The following is a 20,303-nucleotide window of genomic DNA, read 5'->3' as shown; positions in this document are numbered from 1 at the left end:
ACGGCGCCGGGCTCACACCGCGCTCACCGCACCGCGCTCACCGCACCGGCGTGAAGTCCCGCGCTCCGATGAACTCCGGGCGCCGCACCGGCGCCGCGAACGGTTCCACCGCCGTGTTCTCCACGCTGTTGAAGACGATGAACACGTTGCTGCGCGGATACGGCGTGATGTTGTCGCCCGAGCCGTGCATCGCGTTGCAGTCGAACCACGTCGCCGAACCGGCCCGGCCCGTGAAGAGCCGGATCCCGTGCGCGTCCGCGAGCGAGGTCAGGGCCTCGTCGGACGGGGTGCCGGCGTCCTGCATCTGCAGCGAGCGCTTGTAGTTGTCCTTCGGCGTCGCGCCCTCGCAGCCCAGGAACGTGCGGTGCGAGCCCGGCATGATCATCAGGCCGCCGTTGGTGTCGTGGTTCTCGGTCAGCGCGATCGACACCGACACCGTGCGCATGCGGGGCAGCCCGTCCTCCGCGTGCCAGGTCTCGAAGTCCGAGTGCCAGTAGAACCCGGAGGCGCCGAAGCCCGGCTTCACGTTGATCCGCGACTGGTGGACGTACACGTCCGAGCCGAGGATCTCGCGGGCCCGGCCCACCACCCGCTCGTCGCTGACCAGCCGGGCGAAGACCTCGCTCATCCGGTGGACCTCGAAGACGGAGCGTACGGTCGCCGACTTCGACTCGACGATCGCGCGCGGATCGGACCGTACGGCCGGATCGGCGACCAGCCGGTCCAGCTCACGCCGGTACACGGCGACCTCGTCGTCGGCCAGCAGCTCCGGTTCGACGAGGAAGCCGTCCCGTTCGTACGACTCCAGGCCCGGGGCGTCGCTCCACACCACCGGGTCCTGGCGGGGTGTGAGCACCTCGGTGGCGCCGCGGGTGGGGTACAGGTCGGTCAGGACGTTCGTCATGTCAGCCCTCCTCCGTGAGCAGTGGATACACCCCGTTCGCGTCGTGGTCCTCCCGGCCCGTGACCGGCGGGTTGAAGACGCAGACGCAGCGGAAGTCGGTCTTGGGGCGCAGGGTGTGGCGCTCATGGCCGTCGAGCAGGTACATCGTGCCCGGCTCGATCCAGTGCGTCTCGCCGGTCTCGTCGTTCGTCAGCTCGGCCTCGCCCTCGACGCACAGGACGGCCTCGATGTGGTTGGCGTACCACATGGACGTCTCGGTTCCCGCGTAGAGCACGGTCTCGTGGAGCGAGAAGCCGACCCGCTCCTTGGCGAGGACGATCCGCTTGCTCTCCCAGGTGCCGGACTTCGCCTTCACATGGCGTTCGGTGTTCTCGATGTCCTTGAACGATCGGACGATCACGGTGCTGCAACTCCCTTGCGTCTAGCGGTGTTACGAATGGTTCAGACGGTCTCGCGGGCCGCCCGGGACAGCGTCCGCAGACCCTCGTCCAGCTCCTCGGGGGTGATGGTCAGCGGCGGCAGGAGCTTGACGACCTGGCTCTCCGGACCCGAGGTCTCCAGCAGGAGCCCCAGCTCGAAGGCGCGCGCGCAGACCTTCGCCGCGCGCGTGCGGTCGGCGAACTCCAGGCCCCAGACCAGGCCCCGGCCCCGGAAGTGGGCGCCGTCGGCGGAGTTCTCCTCGCAGATCGCGAGCAGCGCCTGCTCGACCTGCTCGCCGCGGGCCAGGGTCTGCTTCTCCATCTGGCCGTCGGCCCAGTACGTGTCGAGTGCGGCGGCGGCGGTGACGAAGGCCGGGTTGTTGCCCCGGAAGGTGCCGTTGTGCTCGCCCGGCTCCCAGACGTCCAGCTCCGGCCGGAAGAGGCAGAGCGACATCGGCAGCCCGTACCCGCTGATCGACTTCGACAGCGTGACGATGTCCGGGGTGATGCCGGCCTCCTCGAAGGAGAAGAAGGCGCCCGTACGGCCACAGCCCATCTGGATGTCGTCGACGATGAGCAGCATGTCCTGCCGCCGGCACAGGTCGGCCAGCGCCCGCAGCCACTCGGCGCGCGCCACGTTGATGCCGCCCTCGCCCTGGACCGTCTCCACGATCACCGCGGCCGGCTTGTTGAGGCCGGAGCCCTGGTCGTCGAGCAGCCGCTCGAACCAGAGGAAGTCCGGCACCTGGCCGTCGAGGTAGTGGTCGAACGGCATCGGCGTGCCGTGGACCAGCGGGATCCCGGCGCCGGCCCGCTTGAAGGCGTTTCCGGTGACGGCCAGCGAACCCAGCGACATGCCGTGGAAGGCGTTGGTGAAGGAGACCACCGACTCGCGGCCCTTCACCTTCCGGGCCAGTTTCAGCGCGGACTCCACCGCGTTGGTGCCGGTCGGGCCCGGGAACATCACCTTGTACGGCAGCGAGCGCGGCCGCAGCACGACCTCCTCGAAGGTCTCCAGGAAGGTCCGCTTGGCGGTGGTCGCCATGTCGAGACCGTGGGTGATGCCGTCACGTTCCAGATAGTCGATCAACGCCCGTTTCAGTACGGGATTGTTGTGGCCGTAGTTGAGTGAGCCGGCGCCGGCGAAGAAGTCGAGGTACTCGTGCCCGTCCTCGTCGGTGAGGCGGGCGCCCTGCGCGCGGTCGAAGACGGTGGGCCAGCCGCGGCAGTAGCTGCGCACCTCCGACTCAAGGGTCTCGAAGACGCTCAGTTCGGGCGGGGTGATGGTCACAGCGATGCTCCCGTGGGGTGGAAGGGGCCGATGCGGTACAGGACTTCGGGCTGGTGGTCGGTGCCGCCGTCGGCGCTGTCGGGGAACAGGCCCCCGTCGAAGAGGACCTCGCGCTCCAGGGGGAGGCGGTGCCGGGCGGCGTAGGCGGTGAAGAGCCGGTCCGAGGGGGTGTTGTCGGGGGTGACCGTCGTCTCGACCGCGTCCGGGGCGACCCGGGCGGTCAGCGCGTCGAGCAGCACCCCGGCCAGCCCCCGCCCGCGGTGGCTCTCGTCGACGGCGATCTGCCAGACGACGAGGGTCCCGGGCCGGTCGGGGCGCAGGTATCCGGTGACGAAGCCGACCGGCTCACCGTCTGCGGCGCGCGCGACCAGCGACGTGGCGGCGAAGTCGCGGCACCACAACAGGTAGCTGTACGAGGAGTTCAGGTCCAGCACCCGGGAATCGCGGGCAATGCGCCACATCGCGGCTCCGTCCTCCACGCGTGGGCTTTCCAAGGTCATGGCTGCTTGTGCTGCGGTCATGCCGAGGCAATTTACCGATCGAATTCTTGGATTGCATGGGGCGGAGGGGTGGGCGGGAGAGGATCGATGTGTTATTCGCGCGAGCGCTGTTCTGTCCGGGTTTGCCCGGATAAATACGGGCGAAACGGCGGTGATGTGGAGTCCGTCACAGGCGGCGAAATGGCTCGGAAGTGCTGATCGAATCCTAGCGTTTAGGGTCCGGGATCCGGGGCAGAAGAAACGCGGAAGCTGCACGGGGAATTCGCGCCGATAATGCGCGCGCGAAATGCGTTCGGGAATGTGAGCGGTTAATGGGTGCGAACAATGCGCGGTGGCAATTCCGGGCGGCCGCCGGCGCACTAGGGGGCGGCCGGCCGGGCCCATGCGAAAGGGGCCGGGGTGACGGGCGGACGTCGTACCGTCCCGCTCGTCACCCCGGCCCCTCGCCGGGTGTGCCGCGACCCAGGGGTCTTCCGTACTAGACCCACGCCTCCGTCGCCACTAGACCCACGCCTCCGTCGCCGCGCGGCGGGCGCCCTCCAGGTCCACCGGGCGGCCCGTCTCGGCGAGCGCCGCACCCAGGGCCGCCAGCGAGGACTGCACCGCGCCCCGAGTCGCGTCCACGCCGTAGTGGTTGACCCGGATCATCTCCTTCGCCAGCGCCCCGCCGCCCGCGATCAGCGGCAGCGACGGATCCGCCGCCAGTGCCCGGGCCACCAGCTGCGAGGCGTCCACGCCCGCCGGGGCGCGCAGCGTCGTCGCGACCGGGGCCGCGTCCTTCGCCTCGTGGACGTACGGCTCCAGGCCGCCTCCCAGCGCCAGCGCGCCCGCCCGCGTCGCGGCAGCGGCGGACGCGTGACGGGCCATCAGCGCATCCAGACCCTCGGCCTCGATCCGTTCCACGCACGCCTCGAGCGCCAGCATCTCCAGCTGCGCCGGCGCGTGCAGCAGGGCCGTACGGCCGCCGTCGATCCAGCGCTCCTTCCAGTCCAGGAGGGAGAGGTACGAACGGCGCGGCGCCTGCGGGTTGGCGGCGAACCGCTCCCAGGCCCGCTCGCTCACGGAGACCGCCGAGACACCCGCCGGACCGCCCATCGCCTTCTGCGCGCCGATGATGCACATGTCCACGCCCCACGCGTCCGGCAGCACCGGCTCCGCGCCGATCGACGCCACCGCGTCGAGGTAGAACAGCGCGCCGTGCGCCCGCACGACCTCGCCGATCTCGGCGACCGGGTTGGTGTTGCCGGTCGCCGCCTCGGCGTGCACCAGCGACACGAAGTCGATCTCCGGGTGCTCGGCCAGGGCGCGCTCCACCTGAGCGGCCGTCACCGCCGTGTGGAACGGCACCTCCAGGTCCACGACCGTGGCGCCGCAGTCCCGCAGCCAGTTGCCGAACGTCTGGCCGTACGGGCCCGTGACGACGTTCAGCGCGGTCGAGCCCGGCCGGGCCCCGCTGCGGATGCAGCCTTCCAGCGGCAGCAGCGCCTCGCCCTGCGTGATCACCACGTCCTGCTCCGTCGAGAGCAGGGCGGCCACCCTCCGCTCGATGGACGCGAAGTGCGCGGCGGTGAGCGGGGCCAGGTCCAGCAGCGGATGTGTCACGGTCACGGTGGTGCCTTCTTCGAAAGGAGGGTCGAGCGTCGCTTCAGGGTACCGAGCCGGTTCCCGGCCGCTTCGGACGTCCGGGCCCCTTCGTACCCGGAACGAGACATCGAGCGCGTACAACCCTGACCGCTCATCCGGTGTCAAAGAGGGCGACGGACAAGGGACGGGCCCTTTCCGGACACCCCCGCAGCCGCCCGGATCCTCGCAGCATCCAGGAGCCGCTCCATGCGCACGCACCGACTCGTCGCCCTCACCGCCGCGACGTTCCTCCTCACCGCCGGCGCGGGCCTCGTCACCGCGCCCGCCGCCCATGCCGGAGTTCCCGGCAGCACCCGCGCCGACGACCGCAACTGCGACTTCAACGGCGACGGTTACGACGACGTCCTCGTCGGCGCGCCCGGCGCGACCGTCGGCGGCAGGCGCGGCGCCGGCCTCGTCACCGTCCAGTACGGCTCGTCCCGCGGCATCGGCACCACCCGCGCCGCCGTCCTCCACCAGAACACCGCCGGCGTGCCCGGCGGCGCGGAGACCGGCGACGCCTTCGGCCAGGCCGTCGCCACCGGCGACCTGGACGGGGACGGTTACGACGACGCGATCGTCGGCGTCCCCGGCGAGGACATCGGCACCCGGGCCGACACCGGCGGTGCCCTGATCCTCTGGGGCTCTGCGCGAGGGCTCGTCGGCAGCCAGAGCCAGGGGCTCGAAAGCCTGCTCGGCGCCACGGCCGGGGCCCGCTTCGGCTTCGCGTTCGCCGCCGCCCGCTTCACCGCCGAGACCGCCGGCGACCAACTCGTCGCCCTCGACCGGCACGGCGCCGAACGGCACCTGTTCGCCTCCGCCGCCCAGCCGGGCGCGACCGCCCGCCAGGACCGGGGCAACGCGCTGAACCGCTCCTCCCTGAAGACGGCCACCGCCGTGCCGCGCGACCTCGCCACGAAGTCCCTCACCACCGGCGACTACGACGGCAACGGCTTCGCGGACCTGGTGATCAGCGGCGTCACCACCGGGGCCGAACCTGGCCACGGCTGGTCCTGGTACCTGGCGGGCCACGCCGACTCGCTCGACTTCGCACGCGAACTACGCGGCGGTCCGGTCGTCGCGTCCGGGGACATCAACCGCGACGGCAAGGACGACCTCGTCACGGGCGAACCGCACAGCCCGGACGACGGCGGCGAGAGCATGACCGGCGGCATGGTCGGCGTCTACCTCGGCGGCCCGGCCGGACCGGCCGGAACCGAGGGCCCGGGCACCCCGCCGCGCTGGTGGACCCAGAACTCCCCGGGCGTGCCCGGCAGCTCCGAGCGCGGCGACGGCTGGGGCTCCGACCTCTCCGTCGCGGACACCGACGGCGACGGCTACGCGGAGGTCGCGATCGGCGCCCCCGGTGAGGACAACGGCACGATCGCCGACTCCGGCATGGTCACCGTCCTGCGGGGCACCCGCGCCGGACCCACCGGCACCGGCGCCCAGGGGTGGACGCAGGACTCGCCGTCCGTGCCGGGCGCGGTCGAGCGGGGCGACCGGTTCGGCGCCCAGGTCCGGCTGACCGACCCGAACCGTGACGGCCGCTTCGGACTGCTGGCCTCGGCACCCGGCGAGAACTGTCTGGGTGTTCTCGGCGGGTACGGGAGGGCTGACGGCGGCGGGCTCGTGGACGTACACGGCGGGCTCGCTCGGCGGCCCGGCCGTGGACGCCCGCTTCGGCGCGGCGATCGACGAATGACCCGCCCGTAGCGGTGTGCCCGCCCCTCGTAGAGTGCAGATATGAGCGATCACGTGGTGCTGCATGTGAAGGGGCGGGTGCTCGTCGGCCCGGAGGACGTACGGGACGAGCTGTGGGCGGTCGACGGGCGGATCACGTACACCCGTCCGTCCGGCGAGGCGCTGACGGTGGAGGGCTGGGCCCTGCCGGGTCTCGTCGACGCGCACTGCCATGTCGGCCTGGACCAGCACGGCCCGGTCGACGCCGCCACCAGCGAGAAGCAGGCTCTGACCGACCGCGACGCGGGCACGCTCCTGATCCGTGACGCGGGCTCGCCCTCCGACACCCGCTGGATCGACGAGCGCGAGGACCTTCCGAAGATCATCCGCGCGGGTCGGCACATCGCCCGAACCCGCCGCTACATCCGTAACTACGCCCATGAGATCGAGCCCGAGGACCTGGTGGCGTACGTCGGGCAGGAGGCCCGGCGCGGTGACGGCTGGGTCAAGCTCGTCGGGGACTGGCTGGACCGGGACGCGGGCGATCTCGGCGCCTGCTGGCCCCGCGCCGAGGTCGAGGCGGCGATCGCCGAGGCCCACCGGCTCGGGGCACGGGTCACCGCGCACTGTTTCGCGGAGGACTCGCTGCGGGACCTGGTGGAGGCGGGCATCGACTGCATCGAGCACGCCACCGGACTCACCGAGGAGACGATCCCGCTCTTCGCCGAGCGGGGCGTCGCGATCGTCCCGACCCTCGTCAACATCGCCACGTTCCCCCGGCTCGCGCAGGGCGGCGAGCAGAAGTTCCCGCGCTGGTCGGCGCATATGCGGCGGCTGTACGAGCGCCGGTACGACACCGTCCGCTCGGCGTACGACGCGGGCGTCCCGGTCTTCGTCGGCACGGACGCCGGCGGCTCCCTGGCCCACGGCCTGGTCGCGGCCGAGGTCGAGGAACTGGTCAAGGCCGGCATCCCGCCGATCGAGGCCCTCTCGGCGACGGCCTGGGGCGCCCGCGCCTGGCTGGGCCGCCCCTCCCTGGAAGAGGGCGCCCCGGCGGACCTCGTCGTCTACGCCGAGGACCCCCGCGCGGACGTCCGCGCCCTGGCGGCGCCGCGCAGGGTCGTCGTGAACGGCCGGGTGATCGGCTGAGGCACCGCGTCAGCGGGTCAGGCACCGCGTCAGCGGGTGAGGCGCCGCGTCAGCGGGTCAGGCACCGAGTCAGCGGGTGAGGAACGCGAGCCGTGCCTTCTTCGCCGGGATGAACACCTCCGGGAGGTCCACCTCCGGCAGCACGACCTCGGGCCCGAGCTCGAATCCGGCCCGCACCAGCCGGGCGATCGCCTTCTCGTTGTCGGCGTCCGGCTCGGCCACCGCGCGCGTGCGGCCGTTCATCGCGAAGTCGGTCAGCGCGACGAACAGCTTGCCGGAGAAGCCGGGTTCGGGGGTGTCGGCCGGGGCGATCAGGATGTGCACCCCGATGTCGCCCGGCAGCACCTCGTAGCACTCGCTGACGCGGTCGGCCTCGGGTTCGTACGTCTGGAAGAGCGCCACGGGCTCGCCGTCCCGCCGCACGAGGAAGCCGTGGTGCGTGGTGAGCGAGTCCAGGTGCGCGTAGATCTCCCGTACCTGCTCCACGGTCGTTCCGCCCATGCCCCAGAACCGGGCGCGGTCCTCGTTGACCCATCCGTGGATCAGGCCTGCGTCGCGGTCGGGGTCGACGGGGTCGATCCGTACGGTGCCGAAGCCCTCGACGGTCCGGAGGTGGGTCGGCTGTCTCAACTCAGTGGTCGTCATGGTGGGGGTGCTCCTTGGTGAGGTGGTTCCAGTCGGTGGTGACGGGGGCGAGTTCGCCCCGCAGCCACAGGGGGAGTTGGTCGCGGTGGTGGGGGTCGCCGGTGACGCCGGAGGCGCCGAACGGCACGACCCAGAGGCTCCGCTCGCGGTCGGCGAGGTCCCAGACGTAGCGGGCGGCGGAAGCGCGGGCGCTGCGGTCGGTGAAGCCGGGCACGCTGGACGTGGACAGCACGCAGTCGTGGTCCCCGCCGAGCCCGGGCCACCGTGCGTCGTCCTCCTCGGGAAGCGCCTCCCACGGGGCGAGCCGGTGCGTGACACCCCAGGCGGGCGGCTCGTCGCCGGCGGCGACCTCCTCCAGGGCGTCCCGCACGATGCCGCCGATGTCGGCGGCCGGTACGGGGCCGGAGACGAGCAGGGTCTCCAGCGCGAACGCCACGCGGGGCCCGAGCGCCAGCCAGGGCTGGAAGATCGCCGGGTGCGCGGCGGGCTCCCGCAGCGCCGCGAACGCCGGATGCCCGGCGACCCGACGCACGACGGCCCCGCGCACGGCCGCGTACAGGCCGGCGTCGGCGCTGTCCGCCTCCATCCGCCGGTCCCAGGCGAGCAGCCGCGCCCGGACGGCGAGGGCGCCGGAGGACAAGCCGTCCTCGCCTCCGGCCCGGACCGCGTCCAGCAACCGGGCCGCCGAGGGGTTGTCGGTGTCGGTGTGGACGGCGGTCATGCCTTCCGGCGTCCAGGCCGTCGAGGCGGCCAGCAGGGCGTCGATCCGGGCGGCCCGGTGCGGGGGAGAGAACTCCACGCCCAACGGGGCGGCGATCCCCCGGGCGTTGGCCATGACGGCGTGCCCGTCGACGTCCGCGCGGGGCGTGGTCACGGCCTTGTTCGTCCAGGCGTGGGCGGCCTCCCAGGCGGGCACCACCCGCAGGGAGTTGGCCCGGTCGCGCACGGGGACGTACCCCGCGACGCGGTGCAGCAGGCCGCCGTCCACGTCGGCAGCCTGGACGACGTTGACCGGCTCGGCCCAGCCGTCGACGGCGCGGTCCACGTCCGCGACGGTCCGGGCGGCGAGCAGCTCGGGCAGGACGCCGAAGCCCAGCTCACCGGTGACGCGCGGCGGGTAGCGCAGGCTGATCGCCTCCCAGGAGGAGTCACCCCCGGGACCGGCAGCCGTGTCCACCTCCGTGCCCGTCCCCGCCGCGCCGCCGCCCGTGCCTGTGACCTGCGCGTCGCCGCCGTGGCCCGTCCCCGCCGCGCCGCCGCCCGTGCCCGTGTACGTCGGTGCCGAGCCGCCGCCCGTGCCTGTGACCTGCGCGTCGCCGCCGTGGCCCGTCCCCGCCACGCCGCCGCCCGTGCCCGTGTACGTCGGTGCCGAGCCGCCGTCCGCGCCGATGATCACCGGCCCGCGCTCCGTCTCGATCACCTCGATCTCGACCGGCTCCCCGCCCGTCACCTCGACCGTCTCCCGGTGCGCGGACGCCCGGCGCCAGCCGTCCGGGCCCAGCGCCTCCACCCCGCCGTCGGCGGTCCGTCGCAGCCGCTCGCGGTACAGGTCCTGGTAGTCGGCCATCGCGTTGGTGATCGCCCACGCCACCCGGCCCGTGTGCCCGAAGTGGGCGAGACCCGGGACGCCGGGGACCGCGAGGCCGAGCACGTCGTACTCCGGGCAGGCGAGGCGGACCTGCTGGTAGACCCCCGGCGCCTCGATGAAGCGGTGCGGGTCGCCCGCCACGATCGCCGCCCCGCTCGCCGTCCGGGCCCCGGAGACGACCCAGCCGTTGGACCCGGACGTGCCCGGTCCGTCCGTGGCGAACAGTTCCGTCCACTCCTCGCCGAGCCGGCGCGCGACCTCCTCCCGCCACAGCTTGGTGGGGAATCCCGCGAAGAGGATGTGCGTGGAGAGCCAGACCGCCAGCGGCGTCCACGGCTCCCAGCGCCCGGGCGCGAGCCCCACCCGCGCGAACTGGGCCGCCCGCGCGGCCCCTTCCGGCAGGCCGGCGTTGACCCCGTCCACGTACGCCCGTACCCACCGCGCCGTCTCCGGGTCCAGCGCGTCGAAGCAGCGGCGGGCGGTGTCGGCGAGCCTGGCCTGCCGGACGAAGGTGTCCCAGCCGGTCTCGCCCGCGCCCAGGAAAGCGGCCGACGTGCCCTGCGCCCGGTGCCGTTCGACCTCCAGCTGCCAGGCACGGTCCACCGCCGTCACCCGCCCCTGCGCGAAGACGAGTGCGATCGGATCGGCGGCCCGCAGATGCGGAACGCCCCAATCGTCCCGGTAGACCTCGATGCTCACTCCGACTCCGATCCCGTCCGACGTTGATTAGGTTAGGCTGACCTAAATTAAACTACGCTACGCAGGGGAGACGATCGCGGTGGGGCAAGGGCATGGCTGGGAAGGTGTCGTCCTCAAACTGTTCCGTGGCCGGGACTTCACGTTCACCGTGACCGGGGCCGAGCAGGTCACCGAGCACTACCGCCGGGTGCACCTGACGGACGGCGGACTCCTCGCCGCAGCCGGAGTCCATCCGACGATGTGGGTACGGCTCTGGTTCGAGAACGCGGGCAAGCCGCACCAGCGCGCCTACACCCTCGTCGACCCCGACCCGGCCGCCGGGACCTTCAGCCTGGAGTTCGCCCTCCACGACGGAGCCGCCAGCGACTGGGCCCGTACCTGCGCCCCCGGTGACACCATCGAGGCCACCCTCCAGGGGACCGGCTTCACCGCCCCCGAACCCCGCCCCGGCCGCATGCTCGTGATCGGCGACCCGGCCTCGATGCCCGCCATCAACTCCCTCCTCGACTCCGCGCCCGACGTCCCGGCCACGCTCTGGTTCGAGACCTCGCACGACGCCGACGAGGAGCTGCCGCTGCGCGTCGACGCGGACCGGCACGAGGTGCGCCGGGTCCCCCGGCAGGGGGGCGGCACGGCGCTCGTCGAGCAGGTGCGCAAGGAGCTCCCGGAGCTGCTCGGGGACGATCCGTACGTCTGGATCGCCTGCGACACCGCGACCACCCGCACCCTCGCCACGTACGTCCGCAAGGAGCTCGCGCTCCCCAAGGACCGGGTCCACTCGCTGGGTTACTGGCGCGCCACCTGAGCGAGCCGCATCGATGCGCCGGGTTGACCGTCCGTTACCCCTGACCGGCGCGGATCGTTGAAGCACTCCGCGCACCAACCCGCCCGCAGCCCCGCGCCACGCAACGCGCGGGGCGCGCGGGAACGTGTGTGTCGAAAGAATCGAATATGGACGCGGAAACCCCCCTTTAGAGTGAACTCACGTCAGGTGCCTGTCGGTTCACTCTCCGTGCGTAAAGATTCCGGTGTCTCAAGTCGCCGAGCCCGCGTCGATCCCGTGTCCCCGTGGTGAGCGGCCGGCGGCGCCATGTCTCTTGTGGGGGTACCACCATCTTGAACAGCAACACCTTCCGCATGCCCGTACGCCGCACCGCCGCCGCGGCGACCGCCGTCGCGCTGGCCGTCGGGCCCGTGGTCCTCCTGGCCCCCGCGGCGCACGCCACGGGCGGCGAGGGCCGCGCGACCGCCGTCGTCCTGCGGGCCGGTCTCGACGTCTCCCTGCTCGGCAAGTCGGTCCAGGTGCCGGTCCGGACCTCCCTCAACGAGGTGACGGCGCCGGAGAGCGAGAACAAGACGGCGCTGACCGTGAAGGTGGAGGGTGCAGAGAACGGCAAGCCGATCAGCATCCTGCGGGCGGACGTCGCCACCTCGACGGCCACGGTGGAGAAGAACAAGGCCGAGGGGCATGTGAACCTCGTCAAGGCGCGGGTCCACGTTCCCGGCATCCGGGCGCTCTCTTTGATCGAGGTCGAGAAGGTCACCGCCGACGCGGTCTGCGAGACGGGCAAGCAGCCGGTCGCCGAGGCCAACGTCCTCGGGCATGTGACCGTCTTCGGCAAGAAGACCACCCTCTCGACCGCCGGGCAGACCAAGGTCACCGTGCCGGGCGTCGGCGAGGTGACCCTCGACCTGTCCCGTACGTCCACCACCTCACGCACCGCCGCCGCGACCGCGCTCGAACTGAACGTGGACGTCGACCCGCTGAAGCTCGGTGTGGCCCAGGTCAAGGGTGTGGTGACGCTCGCCGAGGCCACCTGCAAGACGCCGAAGGGCACAGGCCCGACGGACCCGCCCACCGAGAAGCCCACCGAGAAGCCCAGCGAGCAGCCCTCGCAGGAGCCTTCCGCCGAGCCCGGCGACGACGGTGGGGTGACGACCCAGAACGACGGCGCCAACCCCGCCGACCAGAACCTCGCCGCGACGGGCGGCAGCTCGATGACCCCGTACCTGGCCGGCGGCGCGATCGTCCTGCTCGGCGGCGGCGCGGGAGCGCTCGTCCTGGCCCGTAGCCGCGCCCGGGGCTGACCGACCCGAGGGGGGAGTGGGGAGTCGGGGGAGGGCGGCGATCACGCTGCCCTCCCCTGTCGTCCTCCCCCTGCCGTCCTTCGGGCCGGCCCTCGAATCCTGGCTAGCCCTCTATCAACAGGGCCTGGTCCAGGGCCTGCAGGAACCTGTTCGTGGTCACCCGGTCCCGCACCGCGAGCCGGAGCCAGTTCCGGTCGAGGCCCGGGAAGGTGTCCCCGCGCCGCGCCGCGAAGCCGAGCGCCCGCAGCCGCTCCCGTACCGCGTCCGCGCGATCGATCCGGACCAGGACGAACGGGCCTTCCGCCGCCGCCACGGCCCGCACCTCGTCGAACTCCGCGAGCCCCGCCAGCAGATGGGCCCGCTCCACGCCGATCCGGTGCGCCGCGAGCTCCGCCTCCGCCAGCGCCGCCCGCGACATGCAGGCCTCCGCCGCCACCAGCGCCGGAGTGGACACCGGCCACAGCGGCTGCGCCCGCTCGAGGAGCGCGATCGTCTCCGGAGCCGCGAGGACGTAGCCGATCCGCAGCCCCGCCAGGCCCCAGGTCTTCGTGAGGCTCCGCAGCACCACCAGACCCGGCACGTCCGTCCGCCCGGCCAGCGACTCCCGCTCGCCCGGCACCGCGTCCATGAACGCCTCGTCCACCACCAGCGTCCGCCCCGGCCGCGCCAGGGCCGCGATCGCCGCCGCCGGGTGGAGGACGGAGGTCGGGTTCGTCGGATTCCCGATCACCACCAGGTCCGCGTCCTCCGGAACGGCCGCCGGATCGAGCCGGAAACCGTCCTCCTCCCGCAGCAGCACCCTGCCCACCTCGTGGCCCGCGTCGCGCAGGGCCGCCTCGGGCTCGGTGAACTGCGGATGCACCACCACCGGCCGCCGCGCCGGCAGCGCCCGCGCGAGCAGCACGAACGCCTCCGCGGCCCCGGCCGTGAGCAGCACATGACCTGCCGGCAGATCGTGCCGCTCGGCGACCGCGGCCCGCGCGGCCCGGCCGTCCGGGTACTGCGCCAGACCTGTCAGGCAATCGGCGATCCGTGCCCGCAGCCATTCCGGCGGCGTGTTCGTCCGGACGTTGACCGCGAGGTCGATCAGCTTCTCGTCCCGTACCTCCGCGTCACCGTGGTGTCGCAGATCGTGGACGTCTCTGTGCGCGTGGGTATCCATGGCCGCCGTCGGGTGATGAGTGGGGGGTGTACGGGGCTCCGTCTGACCAGCGATGTACCCCTGACTCCGGGGCAACAACCGTACGGCAGCGGCATCTTCGTTCGGACGAAAGGGGAGGGACCGGGCAATAGCGCACGTCACGCGCGACGTTTTCCTCTTCGGTACGAGAAGGACGGCACCGGCGCCCGCCGCGAGCAGCGCCGCCGCCTCCGCCACCGACGCCGTCCCCGTCGCGGCGAGCGGTACCCCCGAGGGATGCGGTACGGATACGGCGGCCAGCTCCTCGGCCCCGTAGGCCCGCAGCGGCACCCCCAACCGCCCGGCCGCGCCCACGATCCCCGGCTCGGTCGCCCGGGCCTCCAGCGTGCCGAGCGCCGTGACGTCCGAACCCGTGAGACCGGCCTCCCGCAGCGCCTCCGCGACCAGGCCGAGGACCTCGTCCACCGAGACCCCCGAGCGGGCGCCGACCCCCACGGTCACCCCGCTCACCGCGTACCCCACACCAGGAACACCGGCGCCGCCGGCGCCATCGTGGAGGAACCGCCCGGCAGCGCGAGGAGGCGCTGCGACTGCAACAGCACGCCGTCCGTCGCCAGGCCGCAGGAGGCCAGCGCCGAGCGGACCGCCGCCACCTGCTCCAGGGCCGTCACCGCCACCACGACCGCGCGCCGCGCCCGCCGCCCCGCCGTCAGCACGATCGACCTCAGCTCACGGCCACCGCCGCCGACGAACACCCCGTCCGGCTCGGCCAGATGGGACAGCACCGTCGGCGCCGACCCGTGCACCACCCGCACCTCCACACCGTGCGCGGCCGTGTTCGCCCGGATCCGCTCGACACCGGACGCCGTCTGCTCCACGGCCACCGCCGCCGCGCCGAGCCGCGCACACTCGATCGCCACCGCGCCGCAGCCCGTACCGATCTCCCAGACCAGGTCCCCGGCCCGCGGGCCGAGCCGCGCGAGCGCCAGCGCCCGCGCCTCGTACGGCAGTACGGAAGGGCCGTCGGCCCCGGGCTCCCCGTCTCCCCCGAACTCCGCGTCGGGCAGCGCCCATCGGCCCGGTCCCGTGAGCGGCCCGGTCACCGTGGGCGCCGGCCCGTCCTGCCGCGACTCGTCCAGACACAGGACCAGGCTCACGCCCTCCCAGCTCCGGCACATCGCCTCCGCGGGCTCCACCCGCTCGAAGCGCTCACGGAAGGGATCGCCCAGCGCCGAGAACACCACCAGCGTCCGCGACGCCACCCGGTGCAGCAGCTCCCCGCCCAGCTCCGCCGGGCCCACCCCGGGTCCGGGCAGCACGGCCACCTTGGGATGCGCACGGCAGACGTTCACCGCACGGTCGAGCGCAGAGCCCTCCACCACGAGGGCGTCGTCCCACGGCAGTCCGAGCCGGGCGAAGGCGAGCCCGACGGCGGTGGGTCCGGGCCGCACGTCGATCCCGTCGGGTCCGAAGCGTTGCTCCAGCGTCCGTACCACCCCGAAGAACCCGGGGTCCCCGAGCACGCGCACGATCACCCGCGTCCCGCCCCCGGACACGTGCTTCTCGACCAGGTCGAGCTCCGTCTCCGTCAACTCGTCGCCCCGCACGTCCACCACCAGGGCCGCCTCACCCGCCCAGGAGCCGAGGTCCGCGCCCGCACCGCTGCCGATCACCGTGATCATGCGACCAGCCTCCCCACCACGGCGCCGCTGATGTGCGCGGAGCGTGCCCGATCGGATAGCAAAGGCGCATGGCCGTTTTCGTCGCGCTCGGCGCGTTCCTCATGACGCTGTTCGGCGGCTGGACGGCGCAGCGCGTCACCGACCGGCGCCACCTGGTTCTCGGCCTGGCCGGCGGACTCATGCTGGGTGTGGTCGGACTCGATCTTCTGCCGGAGGCGCTGGAGGCCTCCGGCACCAAGGTGTTCGGTGTTCCGCAGGCCCTGCTGCTCTTCGTGGGCGGGTTCCTCCTCGCCCACGTGGTGGAACGGCTGCTGGCCGTCCGTCAGGCGGCGCACGGCGTCGGGGCCGACGAGAGGGTGCCGCAGGTCGGCCTCACCGCGGCCGCCGCCATGGTCGCCCACAGCCTCATGGACGGCATCGCGCTCGGCGCCGCCTTCCAGGTCGGCGGGGGCATGGGCGCGACCGTCGCGCTCGCCGTCATCACCCACGACTTCGCCGACGGATTCAACACGTACACGATCACCAGTCTGTACGGGAACGCCCGCCGCAAGGCGGTCATCATGCTGATCGCGGACGCGCTCGCGCCGATCGTCGGCGCCGCGTCCACCCTGCTGTTCACCCTTCCGGAGGAACTGCTCGGCAGCTATCTCGGGTTCTTCGGCGGCGCCCTGCTCTACCTCGCCGCGGCCGAGATCCTGCCCGAGGCCCATCACGAACACCCCGCCCGCTCCACCCTGTTGTGCACGGTGGCGGGCGTGGGCTTCATCTGGCTCGTGGTGGGCCTGTCCGGCGGCTGATCTCACGCCACGGGCCCGTTCGCGCAGTGCTCCACGAACCGCACGGCCGCCTCCGGGGCGCCCGCCCAGTGGGTGTGCACATAACTCGCGTGCACTCCCTGCTGTACGAACCCCTCGACTCTCCGCTCGGGCTGCCGCAGCCCCCAGGCCGCGTTCGCCCCGGCGCCCGGCTCGATCACGGTCCGGTGGAACTCGTGACCGCGCATCCGCGCCCCGGCGGCGGCGAGCGAACTGTCGCTCACGGCGACGGCGTCCCGGTACCCGAGCGTGAGCCGCTCCGACATCCGCGCGTCGGCGTCGAGCACCCCGCACATCGGCGTCCCGTCGAGCGAACGAGCGAGGTACAGCAGCCCGGCGCACTCGGCGGCGACGGGCGCGCCGGAGGCGGCGAGTGCGGCGACGGCCTTGCGCAGGGGCTCGTTGGCGGACAGCTCGGCCCCGTACATCTCGGGGAAACCGCCGCCTATGACGAGCCCGCGCGTCCCCTCGGGGAGCTCCTCGTCCCGGAGCGGATCGAACGTGACGACCTCGGCCCCGGCAGCGGTGAGCAACTCCGCGTGCTCGGCGTACGAGAACGTGAAGGCGGCGCCCCCGGCAACGGCCACGCGAGGTTGTGAGCCGTCGTTCCGCGCGGCGACGGTGCTCCCCCCGGACGAAGCCCGGGGAAGGGTGGGCACACCCGACCCGCCGGCCCGCGTCCGAACGGCACCGACCGGGTCCCACGCCTCCGCGTGCAACGGCGGTGCCGACCGCGCAAGGGCCAGAAGCGCATCCAGATCGCACCCCTGAAGGACCTGCTCCGCCTGTGCGGCAACCGCCTCGACGGCCTGAGCCTGCCGCTCCGCCACCGGCACCAGACCCAGGTGGCGTGACGGCGTCGCGACCGCGGGCGCCCGCCGCAGAACCCCCAGCACCGGCACCCCCGACTCCCCGAGCGCCTCCCGCAGCAGATGCTCGTGCCGGTCCGTCGCGACCTTGTTCAGGATGACCCCGCCGATCCGCACCTCCGGATCCCACGAGGCGAAGCCGTGCACCAGCGCCGCCACCGAACGCGACTGCGACGAGGCGTCCACGACCAGCACCACCGGTGCCTTGAGCAACTTCGAGACCTGCGCCGTCGACGCCAGCTCGCCCTGGTCGGCGGCGCCGTCGTACAGGCCCATGACGCCCTCGACGACCGCCAGGTCGCAACCGCGCGCCCCGTGCTCGAAGAGCGGCGCGATCAGCCCCGTACCGCACATGTACGCGTCGAGGTTGCGGCCCGGCCGCCCCGTCGCGAGGGCGTGATAGCCCGGGTCGATGTAGTCGGGGCCGACCTTGTGCGGCGACACCGCGAGACCACGGCCCGCGAACGCGGCCATCAGACCGGTCGCGACCGTGGTCTTGCCGGCGCCGGAGGACGGCGCGGCGATGACGAGACGTGCTACCACTCGATGCCCCGCTGGCCCTTCTGACCCGCGTCCATCGGGTGCTTCACCTTCGACATGTCCGTCACGAGATCCGCGAAGTCCACCAGCTCCTGCGGGGCGTTGCGGCCCGTGATGACGACGTGCTGCTGCCCGGGACGGTCGCGCAGCACCTCGACGACCTCCTTGGTGTCGATCCAGCCCCAGTGCAGCAGGTACGCGAACTCGTCAAGGACGTAGAACTTGTACTTCTCCTCCGCGAGGTCGCGCTTGACCTGCTCCCAGCCCTCGCGGGCCTTGTCCTCGTGCGACTGCTCGCCCTCGGCGACCTCGCGCTGGATCCAGGACCAGCCCTCGCCCATCTTGTTCCAGACGACCGTGCCGCCCTTGCCGGTCTCGCCGAGCGCCTTGAGGGCGTTCTCCTCGCCGACCTTCCACTTGGCGGACTTGACGAACTGGAACACCCCGATCGGCCAGCCCTGGTTCCAGGCGCGCAGCGCCATGCCGAAGGCGGCGGTCGACTTCCCCTTGCCGACACCGGTGTGGACCATCACCAGCGCCCGGTTGCGGCGCTGACGGGTCGTGAGACCGTCGTCGGGAACGACGGTCGGCTGTCCCTGCGGCATTAAGCGGCCCTCCTCGTTGCGTGCTCTGCCTGTACGTTCCTGACGAGACCGGCGATCGAGTCGGCGCGCAGCTCGTCCAAGGTCACGGCCGTGCCGCCCAGTTCGCGGGCGAGGTCCCCCGCGAGCCCCAGCCGCACGGGACCGGTCTCGCAGTCCACGACCACGGCCGCCGTGCCCTCGGAGGCGTGCAGCCGCGCCGCCCGCGCGGCGAGCGCCACCGGGTCGGCGCCGCCGCCGGTCGCCCGGCCGTCGGTCACGACGACCAGGAGGGGCCGGCGCGAGGGGTCGCGCAGCCGCTCGACGCGCAGCACGTCATGGGCCTTGAGCAGCCCCGCCGACAGCGGCGTACGGCCACCTGTCGGGAGCTGCTCGAGCCGGGCTGCGGCGGCGTCGACGGACGAGGTCGGCGGCAGGGCGACCTCGGCGTCGCGGCCCCGGAAGGTGACCAGGCCGACCTTGTCGCGCCGCTGGTAGGCGTCGAGCAGCAGCGAGAGCACGGCGCCCTTCACCGCGCTCATCCGCTGCCGCGCCGCCATCGAACCCGAGGCGTCCACCGCGAAGAGCACGAGGTTGCCCTCGCGGCCCTCACGGGTCGCCTGCCGCAGATCGTCCCGGCGGACCACGAGCCCGGGGCCGGTCCGCCCGCGGGCCTTCTGGTGCGGGGCGGCGGCGTGCACGGTCGCGGCGAGGTGGAGCTTGGTCAGGCCGCCCCGGGGCCGTACGGCGCCCGTCGTCCTGCCGTGCTCGGTACGGGCCCGTGAGCGGCGCCCGGCCGCGCCCTCGCCGAGTCCGGGCACGCTGAGCATCTTCGTACGGAACGGCTCGGCTGCCTTGACGGCGGCCCGTTCACCGGCGCCACCGCCCCCGCCCGGTGCGGGCGCGGGAGCCTCGTCCGGGCCCGTCTCCGGGTGTGCGCCGTCGTCGGGTGCCTCGCCCTGGGGCGGCACGCCGCCACCGGGGCCACCGCCGGGTCCGCCGTCGGGACCGGGGTCCGGGTCGTCGTCCCCCTCGTCCTCGCCCTTGAACTGCTCCAGCGTCTCGTCGAGCTTGTCCTCGTCGAGCCCCGGCGCGTCGAACGGGTTCCGCCGCCTGCGGTGGGGGAGGGCGAGCAGTGCGGCCTGCCGTACGTCGTCGGAGGTCACCTCCGTCCGTCCGGCCCACGCGGCGAGCGCGGTCGCCGTCCGCGCCATGACGATGTCCGCCCGCATACCGTCCACCTCGAACGCCGCGCAGGTCGCGGCGATCTGGAGCAGGGCGGCGTCCCCGAGCACCACGCTCGGCAGCAGCGTGCGCGCCGCGACGATCCGGTCCCTGAGCGCGGTCTCCTCGCCGGCCCAGCGGGCGGCGAAGGCGGCCGGGTCGTCGTCGTACGCCAGTCGTCGCCGGACGACCTCGACGCGCTGCTCGGGCTCGCGCGAGGCCGCGACCTCGACGGTCAGCCCGAACCGGTCCAGCAACTGCGGTCGCAGCTCGCCCTCCTCGGGGTTCATCGTGCCGACGAGCAGGAAGCGGGCGGCGTGCCGTACGGAGACGCCTTCGCGCTCGACGTACGAGGAGCCCATGGCGGCGGCGTCGAGGAGCAGGTCGATCAGGTGGTCGTGGAGGAGGTTGACCTCGTCGACGTACAGGATCCCGCGGTGCGCGTCCGCGAGCAGCCCGGGCTCGAAGGCCTTCACACCCTCGGCGAGGGCCCGTTCGATGTCCAGCGCACCGACGAGCCGGTCCTCGGAGGCACCGACGGGCAGCTCGACCATCCGCGCGGGCCGGGCGTCGGCGCCCGCGGTCTCGTGCGGCCCGTCGGGGCACTGCGGATCGGGCAAGGCCGGGTCGCAGCTGAACCGGCAGCCCGCGACCACCGCCACCGACGGCAGCAGATCCGCGAGCGCCCGCACGGCGGTCGACTTCGCGGTGCCCTTCTCGCCGCGCACGAGGACACCGCCCACCGCCGGGCTCACCGCGTTGAGCAGCAGCGCGAGGCGGAGGTCGTCCATGCCGACGACGGCGGTGAACGGATACCGGGTGCTCATCGGGTGGTCCTCTCTTCGAGTTCGGTTCGCCGAGG

At 73.1% G+C, this 20,303-nt stretch carries 16 protein-coding genes and 1 pseudogene; 5 read left to right on the top strand and 12 right to left on the bottom strand.

Translation table 11 applies throughout. The annotated features are described in order from the left end of the window. Positions 1-37 precede the first annotated feature (37 nt). From thpD to ACFY8U_RS21035, 5 genes are all read right to left on the bottom strand, one after another. Positions 38-904, bottom strand: a complete 867-nt coding sequence (gene thpD / locus ACFY8U_RS21055; protein WP_361592610.1) for an ectoine hydroxylase — start codon at positions 902-904, stop codon at positions 38-40. A 1-nt stretch (position 905) separates the two neighbouring features. After that, positions 906-1,304 (bottom strand): ectoine synthase, encoded by a 399-nt coding sequence (locus ACFY8U_RS21050; protein ID WP_361432524.1) that lies wholly within the window; start codon positions 1,302-1,304, stop codon positions 906-908. 41 nt (positions 1,305-1,345) lie between these two features. Beyond that, entirely contained in the window at positions 1,346-2,614 is a 1,269-nt protein-coding gene (ectB, locus tag ACFY8U_RS21045) for a diaminobutyrate--2-oxoglutarate transaminase (RefSeq protein ID WP_389572285.1), read from the bottom strand. After that, positions 2,611-3,135, bottom strand: coding sequence for a diaminobutyrate acetyltransferase (ectA, locus tag ACFY8U_RS21040; protein WP_389572283.1), 525 nt, complete (start codon positions 3,133-3,135; stop codon positions 2,611-2,613). The genes ectB and ectA overlap by 4 nt, the downstream gene beginning before the upstream one ends. Before the next feature lie 480 nt (positions 3,136-3,615). Continuing rightward, positions 3,616-4,716 carry a pyridoxal-phosphate-dependent aminotransferase family protein gene (locus ACFY8U_RS21035; protein ID WP_389573238.1) on the bottom strand — a complete coding sequence of 367 codons (1,101 nt, stop codon included), beginning with the start codon at positions 4,714-4,716 and terminating at the stop codon, positions 3,616-3,618. A gap of 228 nt (positions 4,717-4,944) precedes the next feature. On the opposite strand from ACFY8U_RS21035, the pseudogene ACFY8U_RS21030 reads away from it, so the two are divergent. Then, positions 4,945-6,442, top strand: a pseudogene (locus tag ACFY8U_RS21030) (esterase). A 41-nt stretch (positions 6,443-6,483) separates the two neighbouring features. Then, entirely contained in the window at positions 6,484-7,569 is a 1,086-nt protein-coding gene (locus ACFY8U_RS21025) for an amidohydrolase family protein (RefSeq protein WP_361432515.1), read from the top strand. Between the two features lie 69 nt (positions 7,570-7,638). Here ACFY8U_RS21025 and ACFY8U_RS21020 read toward each other — a convergent pair whose 3' ends face one another. After that, positions 7,639-8,214 carry a GNAT family N-acetyltransferase gene (locus ACFY8U_RS21020; RefSeq protein WP_389572279.1) on the bottom strand — a complete coding sequence of 192 codons (576 nt, stop codon included), beginning with the start codon at positions 8,212-8,214 and terminating at the stop codon, positions 7,639-7,641. Further along, positions 8,201-10,501: a penicillin acylase family protein gene (locus ACFY8U_RS21015; RefSeq protein WP_389572276.1), complete on the bottom strand. Its 2,301-nt coding sequence runs from the start codon at positions 10,499-10,501 to the stop codon at positions 8,201-8,203. Before ACFY8U_RS21015 ends, ACFY8U_RS21020 begins: the two co-directional genes overlap by 14 nt. Positions 10,502-10,580: 79 nt before the next feature. Here ACFY8U_RS21015 and ACFY8U_RS21010 point away from each other — a divergent pair, with 79 nt between their 5' ends. Then, entirely contained in the window at positions 10,581-11,306 is a 726-nt protein-coding gene (locus ACFY8U_RS21010; RefSeq protein WP_389572273.1) for a siderophore-interacting protein, read from the top strand. Positions 11,307-11,617: 311 nt separating this feature from the next. Further along, a complete protein-coding gene (locus tag ACFY8U_RS21005) occupies positions 11,618-12,589 on the top strand; it encodes an SCO1860 family LAETG-anchored protein (protein ID WP_389572270.1) in 972 nt (323 codons plus the stop codon). A gap of 103 nt (positions 12,590-12,692) precedes the next feature. Here the strand turns inward: ACFY8U_RS21005 and cobC are convergent, their stop codons facing one another. Continuing rightward, on the bottom strand, positions 12,693-14,240 hold the full coding sequence (gene cobC / locus ACFY8U_RS21000) for an Rv2231c family pyridoxal phosphate-dependent protein CobC (protein WP_389572268.1): 1,548 nt from the start codon (positions 14,238-14,240) through the stop codon (positions 12,693-12,695). Then, entirely contained in the window at positions 14,237-15,412 is a 1,176-nt protein-coding gene (locus ACFY8U_RS20995; RefSeq protein WP_389572265.1) for a precorrin-6Y C5,15-methyltransferase (decarboxylating) subunit CbiT, read from the bottom strand. Before ACFY8U_RS20995 ends, cobC begins: the two co-directional genes overlap by 4 nt. Before the next feature lie 68 nt (positions 15,413-15,480). Between ACFY8U_RS20995 and ACFY8U_RS20990 the strand changes: the two genes are divergently transcribed. Next, positions 15,481-16,209, top strand: a complete 729-nt coding sequence (locus ACFY8U_RS20990) for a ZIP family metal transporter (protein WP_361592582.1) — start codon at positions 15,481-15,483, stop codon at positions 16,207-16,209. Positions 16,210-16,211: 2 nt separating this feature from the next. Here the strand turns inward: ACFY8U_RS20990 and ACFY8U_RS20985 are convergent, their stop codons facing one another. The 3 genes from ACFY8U_RS20985 to ACFY8U_RS20975 are packed head-to-tail and all read right to left on the bottom strand — an operon-like array spanning position 16,212 to position 20,268. Continuing rightward, positions 16,212-17,639: a cobyrinate a,c-diamide synthase gene (locus tag ACFY8U_RS20985; protein WP_389572262.1), complete on the bottom strand. Its 1,428-nt coding sequence runs from the start codon at positions 17,637-17,639 to the stop codon at positions 16,212-16,214. Then, the gene (gene cobO / locus ACFY8U_RS20980; protein ID WP_361432493.1) at positions 17,633-18,241 is read right to left on the bottom strand and encodes a cob(I)yrinic acid a,c-diamide adenosyltransferase; all 609 of its coding nucleotides are present in this window, start codon (positions 18,239-18,241) and stop codon (positions 17,633-17,635) included. The genes ACFY8U_RS20985 and cobO overlap by 7 nt, the downstream gene beginning before the upstream one ends. Beyond that, a complete protein-coding gene (locus ACFY8U_RS20975) occupies positions 18,241-20,268 on the bottom strand; it encodes a putative cobaltochelatase (RefSeq protein WP_389572259.1) in 2,028 nt (675 codons plus the stop codon). The genes cobO and ACFY8U_RS20975 overlap by 1 nt, the downstream gene beginning before the upstream one ends. Positions 20,269-20,303: the final 35 nt, after the last annotated feature.

The sequence above is a fragment of the Streptomyces sp. NPDC012508 genome (assembly GCF_042902595.1).
Taxonomy (GTDB): Bacteria; Actinomycetota; Actinomycetes; order Streptomycetales; family Streptomycetaceae; genus Streptomyces.
The sequence above is the reverse complement of the archived record's forward strand: the minus strand, read 5'-3'. Positions and strand labels throughout refer to the sequence as shown.

Bases quoted from the DNA above. Each gene is read 5' to 3' on its own strand.
- thpD (WP_361592610.1), bottom strand. From the start codon at position 904: ATGACGAACGTCCTGACCGACCTGTACCCCACCCGCGGCGCCACCGAG.
- ectA (WP_389572283.1), bottom strand. From the start codon at position 3,135: ATGACCGCAGCACAAGCAGCCATGACCTTGGAAAGCCCACGCGTGGAG.
- ACFY8U_RS21025 (WP_361432515.1), top strand. From the start codon at position 6,484: ATGAGCGATCACGTGGTGCTGCATGTGAAGGGGCGGGTGCTCGTCGGC.
- ACFY8U_RS21020 (WP_389572279.1), bottom strand. From the start codon at position 8,214: ATGACGACCACTGAGTTGAGACAGCCGACCCACCTCCGGACCGTCGAG.
- ACFY8U_RS20995 (WP_389572265.1), bottom strand. From the start codon at position 15,412: ATGATCACGGTGATCGGCAGCGGTGCGGGCGCGGACCTCGGCTCCTGG.
- ACFY8U_RS20990 (WP_361592582.1), top strand. From the start codon at position 15,481: ATGGCCGTTTTCGTCGCGCTCGGCGCGTTCCTCATGACGCTGTTCGGC.
- cobO (WP_361432493.1), bottom strand. From the start codon at position 18,241: ATGCCGCAGGGACAGCCGACCGTCGTTCCCGACGACGGTCTCACGACC.
- ACFY8U_RS20975 (WP_389572259.1), bottom strand. From the start codon at position 20,268: ATGAGCACCCGGTATCCGTTCACCGCCGTCGTCGGCATGGACGACCTC.